Raw genomic sequence first — 20066 nt, forward strand, 5'->3', positions numbered from 1 at the left:
GTTCCTGTCCGGACATCCGTTAGCTCACCGTCGGCGCGACGTATATCGCGGCGTCGGCGCTGCTGCGGCTGCCCTGCATCATCTGCATAGGCGCGTGCGTTCTGATCCGCCGGATCGGGCATGTCTGTCCCCCCAGGACGTTTCGGCAAAAGTTCTGCGGCACTGGTCAAACAGTAAGTCTAGGGGGTTTGGGCACTCCCCACCGATCAGACGCGGGCGAGTGCAGCAGCGACTACAGCCGCGGTAAGAATAAGCAGAACGGTCAAAACGACGTAGCCCTGCCATTTGGGTCGACCTCTGTGCGGGTTGATGTCAATGTAGGGCATGGCTAGGGGCGGTTACCTCGTGTGGCGGCGGGGGCTGGTATCTGAACGGCCCGGCGTTTGAGCCGCAGCATGTGGTACAAGACGGAAAAAGGAACCAGAAACGTGCCGAAAAGCGCACAAAACGCTAAAGCAAATTCGGATATAGCCACAACAGCCTCCATTGGTCACAGTGATCCCCATCGACCACGACATAACCACGCGAGCCGTCAATTGACAAGTCACGTTGTTACCGGCCCTCCGTTAGCTGCGTCTCTGTCAGGTGTCTAATGCCACCAGTACGACCGCGCTTGTTGCCACTGCCAGAAGGGTCAGCAGAACGTAAGACAATACCTGGAATTGGCGCTGCCGCAGTTCCCGCCGCGACCGGCGGGTGTAGTAAGTGCCCCCATATCTACCCATGGCGAGATGGTACAAAACACAACCTCAAGGATTGATCAAGTCAAGCGTTATATGACGTCCCGGCCCTTGTTACGTACTTTGAGGTGCGGCACAACGTCGGCGGTGCACTCAGAAACAGATTCCCACTAACGTGAACGCGTAAGGGCTAGGCCTCTGTTGTTCAACTCCTATCGCTTACCCTGCTGGTACACGCGTAGCTTCCTGTCCTCACGGTAAGAACGAGGAAAGCTTAGTCAGGGCACGAAACTGGCTTGCAAGCTTGGGCATGACGTGAAGGTCACTTGAGTCGCTCGTAGGTAAGGAGTAACCCTCGAAAGTAACGCTTGGATCAGGTCGGCCTGGCTGCGTAATATTCCCCGTATGGGGACAAAACAACATAAAACCTTCTGCGCTGAGTGTGGCAAGACGACCGTGCACGTGACGATGTATAAAAAGTCCACAAATGGCGGCCCTCTAATTGCCACAGTCTGGTGTGCTGAGCATTCGGATGCGTCTGCCTGAATCTTACGGTGGTAACTTCCGGTGATTCCTAATCTCCGATACAGCTAGAGCGGCAGAACGGGACGACGATGTTAGGAGCCCGGAGGTGGGTGTCGCTGGCGCAGCCCGCGACAACAAGGCAGGACGCCCGTCCCGCCCTGCTCAAATTCCCCTCGTAAGTTGAAAACGACTGCCACCCCGACAGTATCAATGGGCTATATATTGGGCCTTGCTCAAGCCGCAGTTTAGGTAGTGGTAGATGGCTACTTCCAGCTCTGCAACAAGTGGTTCCTGTTAACCAACTTGCAATTGGCGAGAACTTACTGGCATCGGGGCAGATCGAATCGCGAGTGCCATTGCGATTATTCCTCGACAGGTGGCTCGGTTACCGCACAGGGGGCCGTTTGCCAACTTGGAGTATGTGATCATGCCAGGACAGGTTTGCACGCAACCGACAAAAATCTCGAAGCCGAATACATAAACTTACTGCTCCCGGGAATCAGATCAAACTACGCCATGGATTGAGCGATCACTGAGCAACCCCAGATTCGTCGGACTCGTCATCACGGCTTACATCGCATGGCTCTTGCTGAACCGGCTGGTGGCATGCGAGGAACAGGTTCCAGTGCTATGCGCTCCCGCTTCGTATGTCGGCCTGTGGAACATCGCGTTCGTACCTGTCATGTCCAAAAATCTCAAATGATCTTCGCCGCGACGCTTGCCACGACCTTTTCGATCCAGCACCAGAAGGAAAAGAGACACAAATAACGGCGACAGTTTCTCACAACGGAGGCCAGGGATACAAATGTGCCAGCTGAAGATCACACTGGCCAAGCTCGTAGGGCACCGGCGGATACCTATTGGAGACGCAATTGGTGCATATGTCATCATCAGTGGCGGAAATGCCCCAACGTCAAGATACGACTCCTATACACAACCCGACCATATCTGGCTCAGTAATCGATCAAGAACAATTTAAGATTCGCTCAAATCAACGCAATTTATAGTGCAAGTGAGTATCACAGCCTTTTGGCCGAGTGCTGCCTTGTTAGAACTCGAGTAGCTCCTACTGTGCCCTACCAGGTAATCAAACCATAACCTCTGAGGACTGCAATCCATGAGTTAGGAGGCTTTGACCAGTGTGGAGACTTAAAACAGCTCTGGCCGGTAGTGGGACGGGCGGCGCTTCCCTGGTGACGACACCCGTCCAAAGGGGGCTGCCGTCGCATGCATTTGCTCAGGCTGTCCGCGTGTTCCCTCGTATCGCGGAGCAGTGATGGCTAGCGAAATTAGTAAAGAAACAGGTAGCCTACCCAATTGCGACGCTGGTGTTGAACGCCGAGGACTTCTTCGATTTGGCACCCTTCTAGCTGCCGTCACTGGCGCCTCCGCAGTGTCAGTTGTCGGTGCCAATGGTGCCAATGCTGCCCCCGGTGACAAAAGCCCGTCGGCGACATATGTCCCTACAGCGGAAAAGGGTGCCGCTGCCGGCGTAGCCACACTAGATAATGAATCCAAGATTCCCGAGGTCCAACTTCCTGACCTCTCCACGACTTATGCCCCCGTCGGCAGGACTGTTTATGTTGAGTCCTTTCGGAACGGTACAAGGACCGATGCCGAGATTATTGCTGCCGCTTTTGCTAATCTAGCCCCAGGAGGATGCCTCAAATTTGGGCAGGGAAAGACATACACCGTCGCCGTGCCCTCAGCGTATGATTTGACGTCGAAGCCTAATGTTTTCATCGATGGACAAGGCGCCACTGTCGATGGCAGCGCAGTTGGATCAGGAGCGATCCTCCGAATCATGGGTGGTGACGGGAGCCTAACCACGACTCTAATCGCGGCACTTACATCGCGCAGTCGGACGTTGACCGTGACGTCTACTGCCGGCTTCTTCGCGGGTGACATGATTTCCATTCGATCGAATGCAGAGATTTTCAACTCGGACAGATCCACTGCAGTGAAACAGGAGATGGCTCGAATTGAGGAAGTCACAAATGCGACAACTCTGACACTGGAAACGCGGACGTGGAACGCCTACTCGATATCAAGCTATACGGTGACCGTGAAACGCATACCCGCCGTGAAAAATCTCTACGTATCGGACCTCAACCTCAAAGGCGCAGGTGGGGGATCAAAACAGACGGGTATCCAGTTCGCGAATTTTGACGGCTTGAACTTGTCCAACATATTTGTTGAGGGCGCAGGCATCGAGGGACTGGCTGGCACAACTGGCCTGGATTGGACCGCCGTAAACTGTCGCGTGCAAGGAAGCAATGCTTCCGGCCTAGGCTACGGCTTTCACGTCACCCAGGCTCAGAACGTAAAGTTCATAGGCTGCTATGGCCGCAAGAACCGTCACTCATTCGATGTAGACGAAGTCCGAGATGTCTTATTTGATGGCTGTACTGCTGAGGGCGATTGCTCGGCCGGCATTTCTACGCACGGTTCCACTGACATTGTGAAAATAACTAATAACACCGTCAAGGACTGTGGGGGTGGAATAGTCTCTCGAGGACGAAACACCATCATCAGAGGCAATCACCTCATCGGCTCACAGACTACTGCGGAAAGTTCAGAGTCGTACCTACACGGGATAACCATCGGCGACGATGGGTCACATTCCTGGGGCAGAGGTGTCGCTGGCATAGGCTTGGTGGTTCGGGATAACTATATAGATATTTCAGGGCCAGACTGGGGCAGTATCAATGCCTTCGGCATATACAGCACAGCGGCTCTTGAGGATGCTGAAATCTCCGACAACAGGATTTCCGGATATTCTTCACATGGCATCTTCGCTAAGGGCGATTACGCGCTCCGGCTCACGTTTCGCAACAACAGGCTGGACGGCTCCGGGCAAGTCGGCACGTATGGCTCCACGGCTAGTCACGGTATCTACCTCGCTCCGACCCATGCAGCTTCGGGCAACACGCTGAACGAAGTCGAGTTCGATGGTAACCGCATTAGCTACGCTCTTCATTCCGGGATTCGCGCAAAAGGCAACCCGACGAATGCGGGGCCAGTTTCTGACAACCTTGTATTCAAGAACAACATCATTTCGGATTGCGGAGTCACTCGCATTCATGTGGCCGACGGCTACTACGGGTCGCGCATTGAAATTTGGGCCAACGAATGGCTTGGAATTAACGATACTGCCGCGCCGGTTACGCTGCTGCCGCAATCTTTTTACCTCGCCCCGCCCTTTGTTGGTGCCAATGGATTTGCTGTAAAAGGGGTGCGCCTCCTTGAAGAAGGCCGGGAGGCAGGGTCACGGCTCAGACCTAACTTGTATTACGCTTCCCCTGCTACTACAGGCACTTCTTCCGTGACCCTGAATCGGCTATCAGCGACCCCCATCTTCATTGGCCGGCGGATTACAGTCGACCGCATTGGTTTCAATGTCGCATCTCCCGCTGCAACTGGCGGCAGTGCGCAACTCGCCATTTTTGCCGATGTTCTCGACGGAATCGGAGGCTACCCTGGCGCTCTTGTGCCCGGAACAACTGGCAAAGTCGCAACCGACACATCAGGATTCAAGGAAGCAGCGATTTCTGCCGTTCTTGACCCAGGTCTGTACTGGCTTGCTGTAGTCCCCCAAGTAGCGGCTCCGTCAGCGACGGTAATTACTGGGGCGGGTTACCAGACAGTCGGGTATCAAGCTTCAGGCCCAATGTTAGGGCGCGCAGCCTATGTGCATGACTCCGTGACAGGAGCGATTCCATCTGTTTTCACGTCAGCTGTCAATGCACAAGGAATGCCTCCCCAAGTACAGGTTCGCGTAGCCCGCTAAGGTCGATACCTTGACAACAGGGACACCCACCCACCCATCGTTGACAGAATGACGTGTCGATTTGGATGGCCACTCAAAGAAGCTGGCGGAATGATCAAACGAAGCCATAGAGATGTGCCCGCTACGATTAGACGGCCGGTGGATGGGTTCAGCGAACTTGAAAGAACTGCTTCCGGAGAAATTCGGCTAGCTCCAAAGTGCATTTGAGGGCGTCTTGATCTTGTCCTGAAAGTTTTTGGAAGTTAGAAGGAAGGCTGAATCCCACCTAATCTGCTGCAAGACCAAATGTATGGAACAGCTTATACGCACTAGTCTCCCCTCGAGGCGATACGGACTGCGATCAATTGGCCCGTCATCGAGTGCGGCGGCGGCCGCAGACGCGCGGAGCGAAGGCGAACCTCGAAGACGAATCACCAATCAGCGCCAGTCCACTCCTGACTTCACGATTCGAGCAGGGTTTCCCGCGATAAGCGAGCCTTTTTCTTCTACGGATCGCGTGACAACGGAACCGCCCGCTATTATGCAGTCCTCAGCGATTCGCACTCCCTTGAATATCTTGACTCCGCTGCCCACCCATACGTGATTGCCAATCTCTACAGGAACTCGGAAGTTTGTTGCAGGGGGAAGTTCCTCCCTCGTCCCGGCTATGCCATGCGAGTGGAAATCGGAATCAACTATTTGAACATCCCATCCGATCGCGCACCGCTCTCCAATGCTCACTTGCTTCATAGCGATAATTTTCGTGTTAGGTGAGAATTGAGTGTCTGCCCCAACCGTCAGGATCGCGTCCCTTCCGACGTCCCACCGCGCGCCGCCTCCGATAGAAACTGCACCGGCAAAAGTCAGTGCACCCCTGTTGCGGATTAGGGCAGGTTCGCTGCCGTCGAGAAACCCAAAGAACCCGGTGCCGAAACGCAGTCGAGCGTCTTTCGGTGCACTAAACGACCCTTGGTCTATTATTCTGAAGTTGCGACCCACCAAGGCATCTTTCGAACCAGTCCTGAGCATGAATAGGGAAGTACGGATGACAGAAGGGACAAATGGTCGCTCTAGTGAGTCCTCAAAGAGCCGGCGGGCACGGGTTAATATAGTCACCGCGTCATCCTACTCAATGGGACACGGTCAATCTTTCAGTGGCGCTGGGAACAGCCGCTGACGATTGTACTGGCCGCTTGAACGGCCCCCGTACATGTTCCGAGACGCGCCGCTCATCCGTCCTCGCGACCAATGCTCCCTTCCAGTCGGCGACGAGCATCTCTACCAAGCAGGGCGATAGATGGAGGGTGAGTGAGTGATGGGACTCCACCGATCCTTCCCGTGTATTGGGCTCTCGACGTCACCACGCGGGAGGTGTCAGCCTTTCCTACGAAGTAACCGATACGGGAGAGGGGGTCCTCTGTCTCTGGACGGCCTGCCACGGAGCGCGCCCTGGTAGCGTATGACCGCTTGGGCGGGGATTACACTGCCGGATCACCTAGGGAGTAGGACAAAACGGAATAGCGCATGCACCGGTCCGCCGACCTGTCATGCGAGCAACAACGTGCTTGTGCTACAAAGACTGCGGTACCGGGCGGGTACAATTACCAAGACCGCACGAATATTGCCGTTCCGGTGGTGTGCCCGCCGGCCACCCCTGGATTCAAAAGGGGGACCGGTTTGAACATACGCGAATACCTGCGCATTGCACGGCGAAGTTGGATTCTAGTTACTGCGCTAACGCTCGCTGGTCTCCTCGTGAGCGGAACAATATCAATGCTCTCTAAGCCGACGTACACTGCTGACACTCAACTTTTTGTCGCCATCCAGAGCTCCGGATCTGTTCAAGAGCTACAACAGGGGAACACCTTCAGTCAGGCTAGAGTTCAATCCTACGTCGGTACAGTCCAAACGCCCGTTGTCCTGCAACCGGCAATCGATGCACTGGGCCTTTCGATCGAGTCCGAGGAACTTGCAAAAAAAGTCAAAGCGACTAGTGACCTCAATACCGTCCTGATAAACATTTCTGTCTCTGACAACTCTCCGGTTCAAGCCGCTGCCATTGCCGAGGCGGTGGCTAACAGCCTCGTGCGTGCAGTCGATACTCTGGAAAAGCCACGAACCGGAGGCCCTTCGCCCGTCAGCATGTCGATAATTACCCCCGCCAAGGCACCTCTTAACCCTTCAGGACCAAACACGAAGCTCAATCTCGCGCTGGGGCTTATCGTAGGCCTCGCTTTGGGTATTGTAGGCGCATTCACGCGAACAGCCCTTGATAATCGCATAAGAGGCGAGGCAGACTTGCGCCGGGTAACGGAGGCTCCGCTGTTGGGCGGAATTTCCTTCGACCAAGATGCCACGCGGCTGCCATTACTGACGCAAGCAGCGCATCAAAGCCCGCGGGCCGAATCATTCCGGCAACTTAGGACGAACCTCCAGTTCGCCAATGTTTCGCGACGTGCCAAAACAGTATTGGTCACTTCATCGCTGCCTGGCGAGGGAAAGAGCACTACAGCGACAAATCTGGCGATAGCGCTCGCGCAGGCGGGACAGGCCGTGTGTCTTGTGGACGCAGATCTCCGTCGGCCAATGATAAATGAGTATCTCGGTCTTGAGCGAGGAGTTGGGCTGACGACTGCTTTAGTTGGAGCCGTCGACGTAGGAGACCTTTTACAGCCTTGGGGAGATGACAACCTTTACGTTTTGACTTCGGGTCAAATTCCACCGAATCCCAGCGAGCTCCTCGGTTCCGAGGAAATGCAACAGCTTCTGGTAAGGCTCGAAGATTCATTCGATGCCGTGGTCGTTGATGCCCCGCCCCTCCTTCCGGTTACTGATGCCGCGGTCCTATCCCAATTCGTTGGTGGTGTTGTGGTAGTTGTAGGAGTCCAAAAGATTAGACACCAAGACTTGGAGAAAGCGTTGAGCGCACTTTCCATGGTCGGTTCGAAAGTACTTGGCGTCGTGCTAAATAGGCTCCCAATCAAAGGCCCAGATGCATACACCTACAGCTACTACAGCAGCGAACAGCCGCTAGCATCTGCAAGGTCAGGTGAAAAGCGGCGCAACGCCCTGGGAGACCGCTCCAAGCGAAGTGAGGAGACTGAAACGCTCTCGGTGAGTGAGTTCGACCGCGCGTTATTAGATCCTGGGACGCAACCTGCAAAAACCTTTCGAAGCAGCAGATTCAACCAACTTTAAGTAGTGGCCATGAATTTGACGAAAAAGGAAGAATAGCCAGTGACTTCACCATTGCAGTTTGCAAAATCAAAATACTCGGCCGTCGAGATGATGACACTCCGCTTAGTCGCCTTTACTCCTGTTCATCGGATTCGAATATGTGCATTAAGGCTCTTTGGTGCAAAAATAGACTCTAATGCTGTCGTTTACCATGGCTTTCAAGTCAGGAGCGCGCGCAACTTAACGATTGGTGCACGCACATCTGTAGGTGACGGTGCAGTTCTCGATGCCCGGGGAGGGCTAACACTGGGTAGGGACGTGAACATGTCCACTCAGGTGATGATCTGGACGGCCCAGCATGACTGGAGATCCCCTGACTTCAGCTATGTTGAGGCTCCCGTTACTGTCGGAGATCGGGCCTGGATAGGACCGCGTGCCGTATTGCTGCCTGGAACAACTATTGGCGAAGGAGCCGTGGTCGCGGCTGGATCCATAGTTCGAGGCACCGTTCCACCCTTCACGCTGGTAGGAGGCGTCCCAGCTAAGTTCATTTCGGAGCGCCCTAGCGACCTCCAATACCACCTAGCAACGCCAGGTCAGAAGACTTGGTGGTGGTAGGGGTGGTAGCTATGGCCCCAGTGTGGCATTACAAGAGGCTTGCAATAAATGGGTAACTACGCGTGGCATCGATAGGTAAGACGTTATTGCTCTCTGCCTCCGCGAGGGTTCTCACCCTCCCAGTCACGGCAGCAGCGACCTTTGTCACCACATTTCTCCTCGTCAGGGAGCTCGGTGTATCAAATTACGCTTACATAATTCTTGTCGGTGCGTTGTTTCAGCTAGTTCCTTTTGCTGACTTGGGTATGGGTGCCGCTGTCGTGAATGCTTCCGCCAAACGCCTCGAGAGCCGCGCACTTTGTGCACATGCGCTTGCTACGGCTGGCATTGCGTTCCGAACCCTAGCAATTTCCGCCGCGGTAATTATCGCTGTGACCGTGGCGATCGGGCTAATGGGTGCTTGGCCCTACCTTCTAGGCCTACCCCCAGGGATGGCTGCGTCCTCCAGCTGGGTGATAGCGCTAGTGCTCCTACCATTTGCTTTATCTATACCCTTTGGGATAGGTCAAAGAATACTGGTCGGAGAAGGACGCAACCACATTGTTAGTCTCCTGAGCATGGCTGGCCCAGTCACAGCAACAGCAACAACCTATGTGCTTCTTGAGCTAAATGTGGACCCACTCGTCCTCGCAGTAGCCACCCCTTCGGGAATACTGATCGTCTCGGTGTCGTGCTTTGTTTTGGCCCTGAAAGTTAGCCACTGGAAATTACGTGACATATTCATTGTTCGCAGAATCCGAAATAAGCCTCGGCTTTGGAACTCTGCCTTGCCGATGATCATCATCAGTATCACCGTCCCGTTGGCTATGCAGAGTGATCGACTTGTTCTATCTCACTTTTCAAATGCAGGAGAACTCTCGGAGTATTCTATTGCCGCCCAAATGTACGCGCCCTGTTTCTCCATCATCTCCATGGCGGCCGTGGCGTTGTGGCCAATTTTCTCAAGATCCGGTTCTACTTCGATAAAGCTATGGTCGAAGGCCATCACTACCTTGACCGCAGGTGGTGGTTTTCTTGCAGCGTGTTTTATCATTTTCGTTGGTCCTGTGGCTGACATTATTACCGAGAACAAGCTGACCGTAGGACTAGATCTAGCCGTAGCGCTTGGTTGTTTATTAGGAGTGATGGCTTGTCATCAAGCTTCCGCCGTACTTCTAACATCGCCGGCACATCTAACCTTCCAAGCAACTTGTTCCACGGTCATGCTGATGTTGAATTTGGGACTCTCCATCTATTTAGCCCCGATTTTGGGTGCAAGTGGCGTTGTCTGGGCGTCGGTCGTAGCCGTATTTGTAACGCAGCTCATTCCATGCATATTGAAAGCGAAACACTTTATGCGCACGAGCGTTGAACTGGTTGGAGTTTGATCATCAAAAAGCAGAAGCGGGTTGCTATTTATGACCCAAACTGGATTAATCCATATGGCATGGAGCTAGGTTCTGTTATCGCGGCCGGCGGCTACAGCGTTGATTTGTGGTGCACTGAAAATAGGTCATCAGCACCAAAGGGAGTCAATCTTCATCCAAGATTGGCCCTAGGGCAACGAGCTTACACAGGGCTTGCAGCCCTCGCTTTTCGTCGGATCATTGGCCCCTTGTCGGTCCTCGCGTCTACTTCTAAACGCTTTCCTCTAATCGTCGTCTGGACAAGAGACCCGTGGGATGCATGCTTGTTTCTTTTCCGAGCGATCGTGGGTGGAAAGACCATTTTCATCTACCACAATCCAGGCAATGCGAGAAAACGACGCGGAATTGCCGGCTTTATGGAGCGCTGCCTACTGCGGGCATCATCTCTTTGTGTAGTACACAGCGCTCGCTTGGCCGCCTTAACAGAGGTCCCGGGAACCGAAGTCCGAGTGGCCGCCCACCCTCCATATAGAGAGACCACTTCACAATCATCACGTCGTGTGAAGAGCCCCAGCCGCCGAGTTCAAGATATGCCCGTAGTGGCCTTTATTGGCGCCCTGAGAGAAGACAAGGGCGCCAAGGACTTCGTACAGGTCGCCGAGGCTTCCGACACACGCTGGGTACTGCGAGTGCTGGGGCCCGACCGCGTCTCTGATGGGACTGTTGCGGCGCTTGAAGAGAACGGCGTCACTTGCGAGCACGTCGGCTCGGGAAGCGGCCCGTCCGACGAGGAGCTGATTGCAGGACTGGAAACGGCGGACTTGATGATTGCGCCATATCGATCAGTAACGGAAAGCGGTTCAATCCACATGGCATTGAGTCTGCGTGTACCCGTACTAGCTTATGCGTCCCCTGGCGTGGAGCACATTGTCAATACCGAAAGTTTGGCACCAACCGCAGTGGAGCTCGGGAAACTTGTTTCCCGCTTTTTGGCCACGCCTTGGCCCACGTATACACCGACGGCCCTCGACCTGCATAGCAAATGCGCGCAAGACTGGAATATGATACTGAATGAGTCGTGATGATGTTTTCCTGCCTCGCTTGTCCATCATTATCGTTACCTACAATGCTAAAAATTTCCTTCCTCGCACTTTAGGTTCGCTTGAGAGCCAGTTTGAGATTGGTTCTCCGCAAGTTGAAGTAATTGTGGTTGACGGCGCGTCAACGGACAACACCTTGACGTTACTACAGAATGTTCAATTCGTCGGAACTGTCCTTTCTGAGCCTGATAGGGGGATTTATGACGCTATGAACAAGGGTGCCCAGCTAGCCAAAGGGCGTTGGATACAATTCCTAAATGCAGGAGATACTTTCACGCATCGCAGCAGCCTAGGCACGACGCTGAAGGCACTAGAAAGGGCTGAGGTAGAAGGTGCCCCTTGGGCCATTTCGGCCGCGCAAAATTTGGGCGGGGATCAAGGTGCTGTTCTCAGACGGATACCGAGCGTTCCTCATACTTGGTGGCGCCACGCCTATGGACTCCAGCCGCATTGCCACCAAGCGACCTGGTTCAGAAGGGACACTTTTATCGATGCGGGATCCCACGCTCTCAGATTTGGTACGGCCGACGATTTTGATGTTATCTTGAGGTTCGGAATACTTTCACGCCCATTTGTTACCGAGGAAGTCATTATCGACTATTTGGGCGGCGGTATATCTGAGAAAGGTGCATCGCTCAACCCGCTACTACAGCATCAGGTTCGAGTAGAAAGATTTCAGTTAGGGCCGGTGGGTGCGGTACTCGATAGACTTGCTGGCCGACTTGTAGCGCTACTGAACGCTGCCAGGAGAATCGCGGGAAGACTCAAAGCGCGGCTTTGATTCACTAAAAGGCGACCGACTAATTGGAAATTCGAGTCTAAGCGCAACTTGAACTCCTTAAGACATCTGCCTAGAACAGCTTTCGCTAATCGCGGGCATCGCTCGCTGAACGATAAGCACGAAGAAGTCGTATTTGGATTCCAGCCTGATCAAAACGCTGTTTCGCGAAGTTTGACGCTGTTTCTTCCTCTTGAGGCGTTCTCCAACGGCCTCTAAGCACTTGATGAACCGCTTGCGCTACTGCCTCGGGATCTCCGTCGGGAACGACCAAGCCTAGGTGATTCTGCTCGATCTCCTCAGCTAACGCAGCAGAACGTGTAACAACCACTGGAAGCCCCTTTATTAGAGCCGCGACTAATACGTTTCCCCAAGGCTCGTTCCACGATGTGAGCACAAACACGCCGGCAGTCCCAAGGATATCGTCGATTTGCGTTGCAGGCACTGCCCCTCGATAGACGAGCCCGGGTGTGCTGGCCGCCGCCAACCGAACGGCTTCCCCATCCCCCTGGTCAGGGCCCACGACTTCGTAAAGTTCCTCCCAACCATAGGCATTCGCCCGACGTTTGGCCTCCAGGAAATCACGCACTCGTTTGCGCGGTTCGAGCCTGGCAATGAACAATGCCTTAAGCGTCGAGCTGGTTGCTTGGTCGTTTTGAGGCTCGTAGGGTAACGGGTTGCCAATGACGCTGAACGATCCATCGTCTTTCAGGCCGGACCACTTTTGTAATTGCGCCTTTTCGACAACGGTCAGGGCGATAACACGGCTTGCTTTGCAGAATATGGGACGCGCTACCAAGTCGACGATCCGATGAAGCCGACTAGAACGTGCCGTTAGCATGCCGTGTGGCTGTAGGACCAGGGGCTTCCGGAATGCAAGGGCCAAAGTTGCCGCCAACAGCGGAATCAGTTCTCTCGCATAGCTGACGTGAATCAAATCGGCCCGTCGAACCTGGCGCAGGAGGTCCATGCACATGTGCCACGATATGCAAGTCGTAAACCCGGCTCCAGCAACGAGTTTTCGCACGGGACGAATGACAAGAGCGAATGTTCGCGAATCCAGAACAGGAGCGTCATTGGGAAGATGCCCGGCGATGAGTGTCACTTCTGCACCTCGAGCGCGGGAGATCAAACGCGTTTGGCTGACAGCGGTGTCAAATGGCCCTCCATATTTTCCGGTGGAACTCGCCAACGTCACCACACGCAATACCTTCAAAGCCTGACCCCTATAAGTTTCACTAGATTCGCTTGTCCTCGTCGAGGCAGACCAAACTCATATGGTCCTAGAAACGTTTAGTAACGTCACGCCCGCCGCCGGTGACGGTGTTAGCGGCGATATCGCGGTCAACAACCGACATGGGACGAACTATCGCCGAACGGCCTATTCTTGTTCCACCCAAAATCATGCATCGTGACGTCACCCATGCGCCGTCTTCAATGTGAATGGGGCGCGTTGTCAAACCCATGTCGCTTCGGTGCTTGTGACTTCCTGTTGTCAACATTGTTTCCTGTGAGACGACTACATTAGATCCGACGTAGATATGGTCCTGATTATGGAACCAGACACCCTCGCCAATCCAGCTGTTATTCCCAACGTGCAGCTTCCAAGGGAACTTAACCCTCGTCCGCGGCCGAAAAACTACGTCTTTCCCAATCTCGGCCCCAAACCACCTCAGCGCACGTACCCGGAGCGACGAACTTATCTGCCAAGGGTTGAAGACGACCAATTGCTCCACGATTGCCCAGGCATAGACGGTTGCTGCGGGACGGTCCCAAGCGCTGCGTTCGCCTGGCGCATCACACAAGTTGACTACGGGGACGTCCTGAGGCGTTGCATGTTCGTCCATATCTAGGTCCTCCGAGAGCCGGTGCTTGTTAACACCACTATTCTTGCACTCGTGACTCCAGCAAAATTGCGAATAACAATCCTAGGCCTCAACTACTCCCCAGAACCCTCTGGAAACGCACCGTACACAGCAAGCCTCGCAGAAGGGCTAGCAGCCGCGGGACATACGGTTCATGTTGTCACTGGGTTTCCGCACTACCCCGAATGGGTCCTCAAGGAGGGCTACACCGGATGGAAGATCTCCGAGGTAATGAATGGCGTCTTCGTCAAACGTGTTCGGCATCACGTCCCTCGAAATCCGACCGCCCTCGCTCGGATGCATATGGAATTGAGCTTTGGTCTGAGACTGCTGACAACTCGTTGGGACAATCCCGACGTCGTACTGGTGGTCAGTCCCGCCCTTCTCTCAAGTGCATTGGCAATACTGCGCATCCGGTTGCGACCCAACAGGCCGGCCGTTGGCATCTGGATTCAGGACCTCTACAGCCGCGGAGTTATTGAAACCGGCACGGGAGGAGGAAGACTCGCCAAGCTCGCTACCGCCCTGGAATCAAAGATACTTTGCTCTGTTGACGGTGTGGCGGCCATTCATGACCGTTTCAAGCATCACATGATCAATACTTTGGGTGTCCCTGCCGACAAAGTGGAAGTCATACGCAATTGGACTCATCTACCTGACATACCGACAACCGGAATCCGTGAGATGCGAGCAAGGCTGGGCTGGTCCGCCGAGGATGTAGTCGTACTGCATGCGGGGAACATGGGCAAGAAGCAAGGCCTCGAGAACGTTGTCGAGGCCGCTCGCATCGCAGAGGCCCGCGGGAGCGCGGTTCGTTTCGTTCTCATGGGCGATGGCAATCAGCGTGGCCGCCTGGAAGCCATGGCAAAGGGGGTACGGAAAATTTGCTTCGTCGACCCGCTACCCGACATGGATTTCCAACGGGCACTGTCTGCTGCTGATGTGTTGCTTGTCAATGAACTGCCAGGAGTCAAGGACATGGCTGTGCCTAGCAAACTAACTTCATACTTCAACGCTGGAGTCCCCGTAATTGCAGCCACGGACGAGAACAGTGTCACAGCTTACGAAATTGAGAACTCCGGAGGAGGAGTAAGGGTCGACGCGGGAGTTCCCATCGCTTTGGTGGAGACCGCAGAGGCGCTCTCACAAGAACCCTCCGTAGCTGCGCAACTGGCAGCTAATGCTCTCCGTTTCAGGCATGAAACATTGGCGGAAGCCACTGCGGTTGCCCACTATGATGATTTCATCACGAGTCTGGCATCGTCGCGCGGCCGATAGGTCGGGCGACTCTTTTTTGCATAACATCTATCTTTTTGGGGGTATCATGACCAAACGTGCTCTAATTACCGGGATAACAGGTCAGGACGGCTCTTACCTTGCAGAGCTACTGCTCTCGAAGGGGTACGAGGTCCACGGACTAATACGACGAGCGTCCACTTTCAACACAGCTAGAGTTGATCACCTCTACGTGGACCCTCATGACCCGAAGGCCAAGCTTTTCCTCCACTACGGAGATCTCAGCGATGGAGCACGGCTGGTCACCCTTTTGGCCGAGATCAAGCCCGATGAAGTTTATAATCTTGCGGCGCAGTCTCACGTTCGTGTTTCTTTTGACGAACCAGAACACACTGCTGACACTACCGGCGTTGGAACCATTCGCCTTCTTGAAGCAGTGCGAATGTCCGGAATTGAGACTAGGTTCTATCAGGCTTCGTCTTCTGAAATGTTTGGTGCAACGCCCCCGCCTCAGAATGAAGAGACGCCCTTCTACCCAAGGTCGCCGTACGGTGCCGCAAAGGTCTACAGCTACTGGATTACTAAGAACTATCGTGAGGCCTACGGCATGTTTGCTGTAAACGGCATCCTCTTTAACCATGAATCGCCCCGCCGAGGGGAAACGTTCGTAACACGCAAGATTACTCGCGCTGTCGCCGCCATCAAGGCCGGCAAACAGGACTTGCTCTACATGGGAAATCTTGACGCGGTGCGCGACTGGGGCTACGCGGCTGAATATGTCGAGGGCATGTGGCGCATGCTCCAGGCAGAGGACCCGGACGACTTCGTACTCGCAACCGGGGGTAACTACACCGTCCGCGACTTCCTCCAAATTTCGTTCGATCATGCTGGCCTAAATTGGGAGAATCACGTGCGCTTTGACGAGCGTTACCTGCGCCCGACTGAAGTCGATGCACTCGTTGGAGATGCATCAAAAGCGCAAGAAAAACTGGGTTGGAAAGCTACAGTGCACACGCCTGAACTTGCCCGAATTATGGTGGACGCCGATATCGAAGCCCTCAAGCATGCTGGCAATGACTGGATTGACACAGTCGAACTTGAAAGCTGGACAGCACGTGTCTAACAATTTAGGGTTCGAACCGGCGGCTCTTGACCGCTCCTCGAGTTTCTATGTTGCTGGCCATAGAGGTCTTGTGGGCTCTGCAATCTGGAGGAATCTGGAAAGCAATGGCTTTTCTAATCTGATCGGCCGCACCTCATCGGAGCTCGACTTGAAAAATCGGGACGCGGTTTTTGCTTTCTTCGCCGAAGCGCGACCTCGGTATGTTGTGCTGGCCGCAGCAAAAGTGGGCGGCATCCTTGCGAATAACAGCTATCCGGTTGACTTCCTAAGTGAAAATGTCCGGATCCAAGTAAATGTTCTAGACGCGGCGCGCGAGTTCGGCGTAGAACGCTTACTGTTCTTAGGTTCGTCTTGCATATATCCCAAATTCGCCGAACAGCCGATACGGGAAGACTCACTGCTGACAGGGCACCTGGAGCCCACCAATGATGCCTACGCAATTGCCAAGATTGCAGGAATAATGCAGATTCAAGCAGTCCGCCGGCAATATGGCCTCCCCTGGATTTCTGCCATGCCGACAAACTTGTACGGACCCGGAGATAACTTTTCCCCAACCGGTTCGCACGTTTTACCCGCTTTGATCCGGCGCTATGACGAAGCCGCTAGATCGGGAGTGGACGTCGTGACCAACTGGGGAACGGGATCACCTCGGCGAGAGTTCCTGCACGTGGATGACATGGCGGCAGCGTGCCTTCACTTATTGGAAAACTACGATGGGCCTTCCCAGGTGAATGTGGGGACGGGAATGGACGTAACCATTCGTGAGCTCGCCTCGCTGGTTGCATCTGCGGTCGGATATGACGGAGAAATCGCTTGGGACTCCAGCAAACCCGATGGAACACCAAGAAAGCTTTTAGATGTTTCGAAGTTAGCTGAGTCCGGATGGTCCGCTTCAATTGGGCTTGAAGAAGGAATCCAGACGACAGTTGAATGGTTCAGGAACAATTCACTTACCGTTCGCAACTAGGTTTCGGGTGGACATGGGGGATGCTCGATGAGCGAAGACGCTAATTGGCGCAAGCGATCATCGCGGCTTTTGCGAATTGTAGATGCCTTCGTCGTCAGTTGGGCGGTTATTGGGGCCTTCCTGATCCGATTTGGGATTGATCCAGAATTCTCCACTGCAGGACAAGACATCGCCTATGCGTGGCTTTCTTTTGTCCTGGCGGTGGCATGGTGGCTAATGCTGGGCGCTTGGAATAGCCGTCAGAGCCGTATTCTTGGATCCGGACCCGACGAATACAAAAGAGTTGCAGCGGCTTCCCTGTGGTTGTTCGGCATCGTTGCCATTGTGTCCTACGTCTTTCGCATCGACACCGCCCGTGGATATGTCGGGCTGGCGCTTCCAGTCGGCTTGATCGGACTTCTTCTTGGGCGCTGGCTGATTAGGCAGCATCTAAGTATCAAGCGCAGGCAAGGACATAGCATGTCTCGGCTTCTCTTGGTTGGTGGTCCTGGTGCTGTCTCCCACTTGGCATCGTCATTGCGCGGTGCCAGGCATGCCGGGTACCTTCCCGTTGGTGTCTATATGCCTGGGCTCGAAGGCATGACTGGTTTGGAGCCGAATTCGGGTTTACAAATCCTGGGCAACAAAGCAGACGCGGATTCCATAGTTGGGGCTTTAGACGCGTGCGGCGCTGATGCGGTTGCACTATCGGCGGGCGTCCAACTCCACCCTCAGACCCTTCGGCATTTGGGATGGGAACTGGCAGCTCGAAATATCGGACTAATAATGGCACCGGCGCTTACAGACATTGCTGGGCCGCGCATCCATACGCAGCAGGTGGCCGGCCTGCCGCTCATCCACGTCACGACGCCAACTCTTGAAGCAGGTCAACGAGTTGCCAAGCGACTCTTTGACGTGACCGCCGCCGGGCTTCTGCTGTTGCTGGCCTCGCCCGTGATGGTTTTAGTCGCAATACTCATCAAACTGGACACAGCGGGCCCCATTCTCTTTCGTCAGGAGCGCGTAGGAATGGAAGGGAACCACTTCTACATGTTCAAGTTCCGTACGATGGTTGTTGATGCTGAAGCTCGTCTTGCAGAGTTAGCGAGGCTGAACGAAGGCAGTGGTCCGCTCTTCAAGATCAAGAATGACCCTCGCGTAACGCGTTTGGGACGAATTCTCCGGCGATTCAGCCTTGACGAGTTACCTCAACTCTTGAACGTTTTGAGTGGTTCAATGAGCCTGGTCGGCCCACGCCCACCGCTGCCACGCGAGGTGGAAGCATACGAAAGCGACGTCCGCCGCCGCCTACTGGTCAAGCCCGGACTCACGGGACTCTGGCAAGTGAGTGGACGCTCAAATCTGTCGTGGCAAGACTCAGTCAGGCTTGACTTGTACTACGTGGAGAACTGGTCCCTCGCTGGCGACCTCGTCATCATCCTCCGAACCGCCCGTGCTGTCTTCGGCAGCACGGGCGCCTATTGACCCATCTGATCCCGCATTGCCACGCGGACAACTGACCCTTTGGGGAAGGAAAAAACTATGCGCATATCTGTAATTGGCTGCGGCTATCTGGGCGCTGTTCACGCCGCTTGCATGGCAAAGCTGGGGCACGAGGTGGTGGGCATTGACGTCGACTCAAGAAAGATCCAAGAGCTATCTGCGGGGCGAGCGCCCTTCTATGAGCCAGGACTAGAAGCCCTCCTGAACGAGGTTCAGGAGACAGGGCGCTTGTCCTTCACCACGGACCTCTCCGCAGCCGAGGGCAGCGCCGTTCACTTCATCTGTGTGGGCACCCCTCAAAAGAAAGGGGAAAATGGGGCTGATCTAACTTATGTGGATGCGGCCACAGCTGGCCTTATCCCCTTCCTCGCACCGGGTGATGTGGTAGTGGGAAAGTCAACTGTTCCAGTGGGGACTGCATCACGGTTGGAAGCTCTCTTGCAGACGGAACAACCGGCGGCGCACCTAGTATGGAACCCTGAATTCCTCCGGGAAGGCCATGCCGTTGAAGATACGATCAGCCCCGATCGGTTCGTCTACGGCGTCAGCGATGGCTCGGAGGACCATCCCGCCGTTGCCGTCTTGGATGGCGTGTATGCAACACCTCTGGCATCGGGCACACCTCGTATTGTCACTGACCATCCCACCGCTGAGCTTGTTAAAGCCGCCGCCAACTCATTTCTCGCCACCAAAATTTCGTTTATCAACGCCATGGCTGAAGTGTGTGAAGCCGCTGGCGCCGATGTGACTCAACTGGCTGATGCTATCGGTATGGATGACCGCATAGGGAGAAAATTCCTCAATGCCGGTATCGGTTTTGGCGGGGGCTGCCTCCCGAAGGATATTCGTGCTTTTATGGCTCGCGCTGGAGAACTCGGCGCCGACCAAGCGCTTACTTTCCTCCGAGAAGTTGACGGCATCAACATGCGGCGTAGAACGCGAGTTGTAGAGCTAGCTCGAGAATTGTGTGATGGATCTCTTTTGGGCAAGCGGATCACTGTGCTGGGTGCCGCCTTCAAGCCCGAGAGCGATGACGTCAGAGATTCCCCTGCCCTAAGCATTGCAGCGCAACTTCAGTTGCAAGGTGCAGTGGTAACTGTCACCGACCCAAAGGCCATGGCGAACGCGGCGCTCCGCTTTCCCGAACTCCACTACGAGGCCGATACCGTTACGGCTGTTTCAAACGCAGACGCGTTGCTGCTGCTGACTGAGTGGCCAGAATACCGTGACCTCGACCCCTATGACTTGGCAGGCTACGTTTCCACACCTCTCATTCTTGATGGCCGCAACGTATTGGACCCTGCAAAGTGGCGGGCCGCGGGATGGAGCTACCGCGGTCTGGGACGTTCCTGACAATGGTTACCCCTCAAGATAGCCCCGAAACCTCCTTTCTCTCTGGC

General features: G+C 54.6%; 14 protein-coding genes. 11 read left to right on the forward strand and 3 right to left on the reverse strand.

Annotated elements, in window-relative coordinates; translation table 11 throughout:
• The first annotated feature begins 2481 nt into the window (after positions 1–2481).
• Positions 2482–4995, forward strand: a complete 2514-nt coding sequence (locus AC5RUQ_RS09155; RefSeq protein ID WP_493946983.1) for a right-handed parallel beta-helix repeat-containing protein — start codon at positions 2482–2484, stop codon at positions 4993–4995.
• A gap of 417 nt (positions 4996–5412) precedes the next feature.
• On the opposite strand, the gene AC5RUQ_RS09160 is transcribed toward AC5RUQ_RS09155, so the two are convergent.
• Positions 5413–6090: an acyltransferase gene (locus tag AC5RUQ_RS09160; RefSeq protein ID WP_493946984.1), complete on the reverse strand. Its 678-nt coding sequence runs from the start codon at positions 6088–6090 to the stop codon at positions 5413–5415.
• Between the two features lie 561 nt (positions 6091–6651).
• On the opposite strand from AC5RUQ_RS09160, the gene AC5RUQ_RS09165 reads away from it, so the two are divergent.
• The 5 genes from AC5RUQ_RS09165 to AC5RUQ_RS09185 all read left to right on the forward strand — a co-directional run bounded on the left by AC5RUQ_RS09165 (position 6652) and on the right by AC5RUQ_RS09185 (position 11996).
• Positions 6652–8172: a tyrosine-protein kinase domain-containing protein gene (locus AC5RUQ_RS09165; protein WP_493946985.1), complete on the forward strand. Its 1521-nt coding sequence runs from the start codon at positions 6652–6654 to the stop codon at positions 8170–8172.
• Between the two features lie 318 nt (positions 8173–8490).
• On the forward strand, positions 8491–8769 hold the full coding sequence (locus AC5RUQ_RS09170) for an acyltransferase (protein ID WP_493947194.1): 279 nt from the start codon (positions 8491–8493) through the stop codon (positions 8767–8769).
• A gap of 557 nt (positions 8770–9326) precedes the next feature.
• A complete protein-coding gene (locus tag AC5RUQ_RS09175; protein ID WP_493946986.1) occupies positions 9327–10136 on the forward strand; it encodes a lipopolysaccharide biosynthesis protein in 810 nt (269 codons plus the stop codon).
• Positions 10133–11197 (forward strand): glycosyltransferase, encoded by a 1065-nt coding sequence (locus tag AC5RUQ_RS09180; protein ID WP_493946987.1) that lies wholly within the window; start codon positions 10133–10135, stop codon positions 11195–11197. Before AC5RUQ_RS09175 ends, AC5RUQ_RS09180 begins: the two co-directional genes overlap by 4 nt.
• The gene (locus tag AC5RUQ_RS09185; RefSeq protein ID WP_493946988.1) at positions 11187–11996 is read left to right on the forward strand and encodes a glycosyltransferase; all 810 of its coding nucleotides are present in this window, start codon (positions 11187–11189) and stop codon (positions 11994–11996) included. The genes AC5RUQ_RS09180 and AC5RUQ_RS09185 overlap by 11 nt, the downstream gene beginning before the upstream one ends.
• Positions 11997–12081: 85 nt before the next feature.
• Here AC5RUQ_RS09185 and AC5RUQ_RS09190 read toward each other — a convergent pair whose 3' ends face one another.
• Positions 12082–13194, reverse strand: coding sequence for a glycosyltransferase (locus AC5RUQ_RS09190; protein ID WP_493947195.1), 1113 nt, complete (start codon positions 13192–13194; stop codon positions 12082–12084).
• Positions 13195–13276: 82 nt separating this feature from the next.
• The gene (locus AC5RUQ_RS09195; RefSeq protein ID WP_493946989.1) at positions 13277–13840 is read right to left on the reverse strand and encodes an LbetaH domain-containing protein; all 564 of its coding nucleotides are present in this window, start codon (positions 13838–13840) and stop codon (positions 13277–13279) included.
• 51 nt (positions 13841–13891) lie between these two features.
• On the opposite strand from AC5RUQ_RS09195, the gene AC5RUQ_RS09200 reads away from it, so the two are divergent.
• Genes AC5RUQ_RS09200 through AC5RUQ_RS09220 form a run of 5 tightly spaced genes read left to right on the forward strand, consistent with a single transcriptional unit; the run spans position 13892 to position 20019 of the window.
• A complete protein-coding gene (locus tag AC5RUQ_RS09200; protein WP_493946990.1) occupies positions 13892–15136 on the forward strand; it encodes a glycosyltransferase in 1245 nt (414 codons plus the stop codon).
• 46 nt (positions 15137–15182) lie between these two features.
• Entirely contained in the window at positions 15183–16217 is a 1035-nt protein-coding gene (gene gmd, locus AC5RUQ_RS09205) for a GDP-mannose 4,6-dehydratase (RefSeq protein ID WP_493946992.1), read from the forward strand.
• Entirely contained in the window at positions 16168–17184 is a 1017-nt protein-coding gene (locus tag AC5RUQ_RS09210) for a GDP-L-fucose synthase family protein (RefSeq protein ID WP_493946993.1), read from the forward strand. Before gmd ends, AC5RUQ_RS09210 begins: the two co-directional genes overlap by 50 nt.
• A gap of 27 nt (positions 17185–17211) precedes the next feature.
• The gene (locus AC5RUQ_RS09215; RefSeq protein WP_493946995.1) at positions 17212–18648 is read left to right on the forward strand and encodes a sugar transferase; all 1437 of its coding nucleotides are present in this window, start codon (positions 17212–17214) and stop codon (positions 18646–18648) included.
• A 57-nt stretch (positions 18649–18705) separates the two neighbouring features.
• Positions 18706–20019 carry a UDP-glucose dehydrogenase family protein gene (locus AC5RUQ_RS09220; RefSeq protein ID WP_493946996.1) on the forward strand — a complete coding sequence of 438 codons (1314 nt, stop codon included), beginning with the start codon at positions 18706–18708 and terminating at the stop codon, positions 20017–20019.
• Positions 20020–20066 lie beyond the last annotated feature (47 nt).

This window comes from Arthrobacter sp. MDT2-3 (assembly GCF_059090465.1).